Origin of the sequence: Heyndrickxia ginsengihumi (assembly GCF_011008565.1) — a bacterium.
In the GTDB taxonomy this organism is placed as follows: domain Bacteria; phylum Bacillota; class Bacilli; order Bacillales; family Bacillaceae_C; genus Weizmannia; species Weizmannia ginsengihumi.
The window spans coordinates 23,581-30,376 of sequence record NZ_JAAIWK010000038.1; the positions used below are offsets into that span (position 1 = coordinate 23,581).

Here is a 6,796-nt window from a genome sequence, read left to right on the forward strand (position 1 = left end):
TAATAATTGTTTACATAGATGAATGTATTGGACGGAACAGGAGGCTTTTGAGCTTATGATGTATGGCATCATTGGTGCAATCGTAGTAATTCTTATTATTTTAATAAGTGGATTTATCATAAGAAAGCAATATTATAAAGAAATTGATAAGCTTGAAGCTTGGAAAATTGATCTAATGAATCGTCCTGTTAGTGACGAATTAGGGAAAGTTAAACAGCTTAATATGACCGGCGAAACAGAGGAAATGTTTGAACGTTGGCGGAAAAGTTGGGACGATATTTTAGAAAGCGATCTTCCTAATGTTGAAGAAAAATTATTTGAGATTGAAGAACAAACAGATAAATATATGTTTAGAAAAGCTAAAGCCATACAAGCTGAGACAGAAGCGATACTAAACCGTGTCGAAGATAAAATTCAAACGATTCTAACAGAGCTGGATGAGCTTGTAAGTAGTGAGCAAGAAAATCGTGTTGAAATTGATGAATTAAGAACGATTTTTAAAGAAATTAAAAAGAAATTATTAACACATCGTCATACATATGGAAAGGCAATTAAACCTTTAGATCAACGTGCAGACGCCTTAGCTTTAGAATTTAATCAATATGAAGAACTTACACAAAATGGCAACTATCTTGGCGCAAGAAACCTCGTCATGGAATTGAAAAAAGAAATAGAAATCCTTCATGAAAAAGTTCAAAAGATTCCAGATTTATTAACAGAAACTGGTTCACTCCTTCCTACCCAAATTGCAGAGCTTGTTGAAGGTTATGAAGAAATGATTGAGCAAGGCTTTGTTCTCGATCATCTACAATTTAATGAGGAAATGGAAGATATTAAAAATACGTTAAAAGAATATCACGATCGCCTCGAAAAGGCTGAACTTTCCGATGTCGAGAAGGGAATTGGAGAGTTAAAAGAACGAATGGAGACGATCTATGATTTATTGGAAAAAGAGGTATATGCGAAAAACTATGTATTTCAAAACACAGCTACAACGGAACAATTATTGGAGACGATTAAATCTACAAATGAAAATATAAAAGATGAAACTTTTTCCGTTCAGCAAAGTTATCAGCTATTAGAAGAAGAAATGACTATTCCGTTAGAGCTTGAACAGCAAATTGAAAAGCTGATGAAAAGATATAACTTATTAAAAGCGAAGATTCCAGAACAGCAAACAATTTATTCAGTACTTAGTGAACAATTAAAAGAAATACGTTCCCAAATTGAAAAAATTCAGCAAGAACAAGAAACATTTACAGAGCATCTTCAAAGCTTAAGAAAGGACGAAATTTCTGCGCGTGATCAAGTAGCTGAATTAAAAAGGAATATTCATGATTTACGTAGGTTAGTTAAACAAAGCAATATTCCTGGTTTGCCAGATCGTTACCAAGAATTATTCGAACAAGCGCAAGAACATATTCAAGATACACTTCGCAGCTTGAATGCAAAACCGCTTAACACTGAAGTGGTGAATCAACATTTACAGCAAGCAGTTAGCACAGTTGACCATTTACAGCAAACTACGTATGAATTGGTTGACAGTGTGGTGTTAGCAGAAAAAGTAATTCAATATGGTAATCGCTATCGCGGTAAATATCAAAAAGTTGCCGATGGTTTGCAAAGAGCAGAAGCCGCTTTTCGAAGTTATGATTATCAAGCAGCTTTAGAAGAGGCTGCGGCAACTGTTGAATCAGTTGAGCCTGGAGCGTTAAAGCGAATTGAACAAACTTATGTGAAGCAAGACTAATGTAGTCATAGGGTTAGGCACTATATACAGGCGAGGGAATGATACGTTGTTATCACCTTATATTTTGTATATGTGTCCAACCCTTTTATTTTTTACTTTCGAAACTTTATTCCCTATGATAAGATGTATCATTGGATATACATTAAATACTGAAGGTGTTTATATGATTTATTTTGATAATAGTGCAACAACGAAACCATATGAAGAAGTACTAGAGGCGTTTGTAAAAACATCCCAAGTCTTTTATGCGAATCCTTCTTCGTTGCATAGACTTGGCGGTCAAGTAGAAAAACTTATATCTCAAGCGAGGCAACAAGTTGCTGATATTTTCAGTGTGAAAGCAAATGAAATCTATTTTACTTCAGGTGGAACTGAAGGGAATAATTTAGCAATAAAAGGAACTGCGCTTCAATATCATTCAAGAGGCAATCATATTATTACAACTAGTATTGAACATTCTTCTGTTTATGAGACTTGTAAGCAATTAGAAGAATTAGGATTTACTATTACTTATTTGCCAGTAAATCAGCAAGGGCAAATTCACATAGAAGATTTAAAGGCTGCTATTACAGATAAAACCATTCTTGTGTCCGTTATGCACGTCAATAATGAAACAGGTACTGTACAGCCGATAGAACAAATTGGATCGTTATTAAAGAATTACCCAAAGATTTTATTTCATGTCGACCACGTTCAAGGCTGCAGCAAAGTACCTTTATCTATATATGGCTCAGGCATTGACTTATGCACAGTTTCGGCCCATAAATTCCATGGTCTTAAGGGAAACGGGATCCTTTATAAGCGTGCGAATGTAAGAATTTCACCAATTTTAACTGGTGGGCATCAAGAACAAAATATGCGGAGCGGTACTGAAAATACTGCTGGAATTGTGACGACAGCTAAAGCGTTGCGACTTGTCACTAATCAATATGAAAAGCATATCGATCAATTAGTAACGATTCGCAACTATCTTATAGAACAAATTGCTCAGCTCCCACATATAGCCATTCATACCGATCCGATTGTTGCGGCACCACATATTATCAATTTTTCTGCGGTTGGATTGCGCGGAGAAGTGCTTGTACATGCACTTGAACAAGAACATATTTATATATCGACGACGAGTGCATGTTCATCAAAAACAAAAGAATTGAGCCGCACATTACTTGCGATGGGGGTTTCAGAAAAGGCCGCAGAAGGTGCTGTACGAATTAGTCTATCCTTTGAGAATACGATGGATGAGGCAAAAACGTTTATCAAAGTGTTAAAGAATACATTAAATAATTTATTCCAAGTTGTGGGGGAAGATAGATGAATTATGATCGCATCGTAATTCGATACGGTGAACTTTCAACAAAAGGCCGTAATCGTAAATTTTTTATTCGTCATTTAAAAGATAATATTCGCAATGCATTAAAACCATATAGAAAAATTCAAATTCAAGGATTCCATGACCGTATGTATCTTTTGTTAAATGGAGAAGATAGTGAAGCTATTATTAAAACATTAAAGAATATATTTGGGATCCAATCATTTAGTTTAGCTGTCCGTGTTCCAAAGGAAATTGAAACAATCCAGCATGTAGGTTTTCAATTGGTCGAAAAGCTTTACGAAGAAGGTAAAACCTTTAAAGTTTCTGCGCGACGAAGCGATAAAACCTTTGAATATGATTCAAATGAATTAAATCGTTTAGTAGGCGGCTATATTTTTAATAAAATAGATGAATTAAAGGTAGATGTTAAACATCCTGATATTGAACTGCTAGTGGATGTAAGAAGCGAAGGTGTTTATTTATCAACAGAAACGATTAAAGGCGCTGGAGGATTGCCAGTTGGAACTTCCGGTAAAGCAATGCTTATGCTTTCAGGTGGAATTGATAGTCCCGTAGCAGGCTATCTAACAATGAAGCGAGGCGTAAAAGTAGAAGCAGTTCATTTTCATAGTCCTCCGTTTACAAGCCCGCGTGCGAAACAAAAGGCGTTAGATTTAGCTGCTAAAATTTCAGCATATAGTGGTTCCGTAAAAGTGTATATTGTTCCATTTACAAAAATACAAGAGACGATTCATAAAGAAATTCCTGAAGGTTATTCGATGACGGTGCAAAGAAGGATCATGCTTAAAATTACTGATCTTATTCGCAAACAGAATAGCGGACTTGCGATTGTAACTGGAGAGAGTTTAGGACAAGTAGCAAGCCAAACGTTAGAAAGCATGGTTGCAATTAATGATGTGACATCGACACCGATTATCCGCCCAGTCGTTTCTATGGATAAACTTGAAATTATCGATATTGCACAGAAAATTGATACGTATGAAATATCAAGTCTTCCGTATGAAGACTGCTGTACGATTTTTACGCCACCATCACCAAAAACAAGACCAAAGCTTACATTGGCACAGTATTATGAAAGTCAGGTTGATTTTACAGCGCTAATAGAAGAGGCAATGAAAGAAATCGAAACAGTTTATGTGACACCAGATTATACGCCAACACAAGAAGATTTTTGTGATTTACTATAGACAATTTAAATGTAATGGTATGTTGTTTTCTTACAGTTCTGTCGTTTCATTTTGGTTAGGAAGTAAGCTTGAAAATTCTAATCTTGCTGGAATTTGGTATCCATAAATTGGCAGTAGATAATTTGAATGAGGCCATGTGTTTTCGCACAATCTATACTCACAAGGAGGTGAAAACACATGGCAAACAATAATAGCAGCAACCAATTACTAGTAAACGGAGCAGAACAAGCTCTTGATCAAATGAAATATGAAATCGCTCAAGAATTTGGTGTTAATCTTGGAGCTGATACAACTTCACGTGCTAACGGTTCTGTTGGTGGTGAAATTACAAAACGTCTAGTATCTATGGCTGAACAACAATTAGGCGGAGTTTCTAGATAATTGAATAATGATGGATATATGGAAGCGAGTTTTCTCTCGCTTCCATTTTTTCTATGTCATACTTTCTTTTTGAATGCCATTTATTTCCTAAAGTCTTTTCATTACCAAAAAAATTTTATATCAGGTATAATAGTTAGGTACTAATAATTGAAGGGGGAGATTATATGCGTCGTGAAGAATTGCTTGCTCCGGAAATTTACAATATAGCAGAAGAAGTCGAAAAATTTGCTCAAGGACCTGAAAAGCTTGCGCTTATTTGGGAAGATGACCAAGGAGCGCATAAAGAAGTTACATACCAACAATTAATAAAGAATGCCAATCGAATTGGAAATATTTTCTTAGCAAATGGATTAAAAAAAGGTGACACAATTCTCGTAATGGTACCAAGAGTTGTGGAAGCATATGAAGTATATTTAGCAGCTTTAAAACTTGGTTTACCTATTCTGCCTAGCTCCGAAATGTTAAGAACAAAAGACTTGCAGTATCGTATTCAAGCAGGTGATGTAAAAGGGATTGTTTCGTACTATAATTGTGCATCGCAATTTAAAGATGTAGAAGAAATTGACACATTAAAAAAATTTGTAATTGGTCAACATGTTGAAGATTGGGTACTAATTGATGAAGAAAAATCAAATGTATCTGATGAATTAGAAATGACAAAAACGTCAAAGGATGATATGGCCTTTTTATCTTATACTTCAGGAACTACTGGCAATCCAAAAGGGGTTGTTCATACACATGGCTGGGGATATGCTCACTTACGGACAGCTGCACCTAACTGGTTGTGTATAGAAGAAAATGATCTAGTATGGGCAACTGCGGCACCCGGTTGGCAAAAATGGGTGTGGAGTCCATTACTATCTGTATTAGGTTCTGGGGCTGTTGGATTTGTATATAATGGTCGCTTTGAACCGAAAAAATATTTACAATTACTTGATGACAAAAAAATTAATGTGCTCTGTTGTACTCCGACTGAGTACAGATTAATGGCGAAAGTAGATAATTTATCTTCTTATCATTTAACATATCTCCGTAGTGCGGTTTCCGCTGGTGAACCATTAAATCGTGAAGTCATTGATTTGTTCAAAAAGTATTTTAATGTACAAATTCGTGATGGATATGGACAAACAGAAAATACATTATTAGTTGGAACTTTAAAAGATATGGAAGTACGTCCAGGATCGATGGGAAAACCTTTTCCAGGAAATCGGGTAGAAATCATTGATGAAAATGGACAAATTTGTGAGGCTGGAGTAGTTGGAGATATTGCTGTGCACCGAGAAACACCGGCATTATTCAAGGAATACTATAAAGAGCCAGAGCGGACAGCACAACAATATCGCGGTGAATACTATGTAACTGGTGATAGAGCGCGTAAAGATGAAGATGGCTATTATTGGTTTGAAGGTAGAAGAGATGATGTCATCATTAGTTCAGGTTATACAATCGGACCTTTTGAAGTGGAAGATGCTCTCGTCAAGCATCCGTTTGTAAAAGAATGTGCTGTTGTAGCAAGTCCACATGAAATTCGCGGAAATATTGTGAAAGCATATATTGTCTTGCAGGAAGGTGTAGACCGTAATCAGCCGGATTTAGTAAAGCAATTACAAAGCCATGTAAAACAACTTACAGCACCGTATAAATACCCTCGTGCAATTGAGTTTATTGATGAGTTACCAAAAACATCATCAGGGAAAATTCGCCGTGTAGAATTACGAGAAAGAGAACTAAATAAATAATCTTTGATAATGGAGCTATTCTATTGGGGAATAGCTTCTTTTTTATCCCCGGCTCATTTGTAAAAATTCCTGAACTACGTCGGAAGCAAGAACCAGCAACGAAATCAAATTCACTTTAATAAACAAAAATGAGCCAAGTTTACAAAAACCCTCTTGATTCATGAAAAAACAATAAGTGTACAGGAATAACCGTTTAAAAAATTTTACTTTTTAAGAGGCGGTATCGTTGATAATAAGATGAATAGAGCGGAAGGATGTGAGACTCCTGCTGGAAAAGCGGAATAGATGAGACCCCACAGGCGTGCAGCGAGGGCACTGAAAAAGTCCATTAAATTATTAGACGGTTAAAGGTTGAATAAATTAAACCTTTAACTGTCTTTTTAGCTTATAATAATGATATTAATTC

Annotated in this window: 5 protein-coding genes; all 5 read left to right on the forward strand. The window is 35.7% G+C overall.

Annotation, left to right across the window (positions count from 1 at the left end; all coding sequences use genetic code 11):
* Positions 1-55: 55 nt before the first annotated feature.
* The 5 genes from ezrA (at position 56) to mbcS (ending at position 6,390) form a co-directional block, all read left to right on the forward strand.
* Positions 56-1,750 carry a septation ring formation regulator EzrA gene (gene ezrA / locus G4D61_RS16700; RefSeq protein WP_051476332.1) on the forward strand — a complete coding sequence of 565 codons (1,695 nt, stop codon included), beginning with the start codon at positions 56-58 and terminating at the stop codon, positions 1,748-1,750.
* A 163-nt stretch (positions 1,751-1,913) separates the two neighbouring features.
* Positions 1,914-3,065, forward strand: a complete 1,152-nt coding sequence (locus tag G4D61_RS16705) for a cysteine desulfurase family protein (RefSeq protein WP_025731528.1) — start codon at positions 1,914-1,916, stop codon at positions 3,063-3,065.
* Positions 3,062-4,270, forward strand: coding sequence for a tRNA uracil 4-sulfurtransferase ThiI (gene thiI, locus G4D61_RS16710; RefSeq protein ID WP_025731529.1), 1,209 nt, complete (start codon positions 3,062-3,064; stop codon positions 4,268-4,270). Before G4D61_RS16705 ends, thiI begins: the two co-directional genes overlap by 4 nt.
* A 177-nt stretch (positions 4,271-4,447) precedes the next feature.
* Positions 4,448-4,651 (forward strand): alpha/beta-type small acid-soluble spore protein, encoded by a 204-nt coding sequence (locus G4D61_RS16715; protein ID WP_025731530.1) that lies wholly within the window; start codon positions 4,448-4,450, stop codon positions 4,649-4,651.
* Positions 4,652-4,815: 164 nt separating this feature from the next.
* Positions 4,816-6,390, forward strand: a complete 1,575-nt coding sequence (gene mbcS, locus G4D61_RS16720) for an acyl-CoA synthetase MbcS (protein WP_025731531.1) — start codon at positions 4,816-4,818, stop codon at positions 6,388-6,390.
* Positions 6,391-6,796 lie beyond the last annotated feature (406 nt).

Bases quoted from the DNA above. Each gene is read 5' to 3' on its own strand.
- G4D61_RS16715 (WP_025731530.1), top strand. From the start codon at position 4,448: ATGGCAAACAATAATAGCAGCAACCAATTACTAGTAAACGGAGCAGAA.
- G4D61_RS16705 (WP_025731528.1), top strand. From the start codon at position 1,914: ATGATTTATTTTGATAATAGTGCAACAACGAAACCATATGAAGAAGTA.
- mbcS (WP_025731531.1), top strand. From the start codon at position 4,816: ATGCGTCGTGAAGAATTGCTTGCTCCGGAAATTTACAATATAGCAGAA.
- thiI (WP_025731529.1), top strand. From the start codon at position 3,062: ATGAATTATGATCGCATCGTAATTCGATACGGTGAACTTTCAACAAAA.
- ezrA (WP_051476332.1), top strand. From the start codon at position 56: ATGATGTATGGCATCATTGGTGCAATCGTAGTAATTCTTATTATTTTA.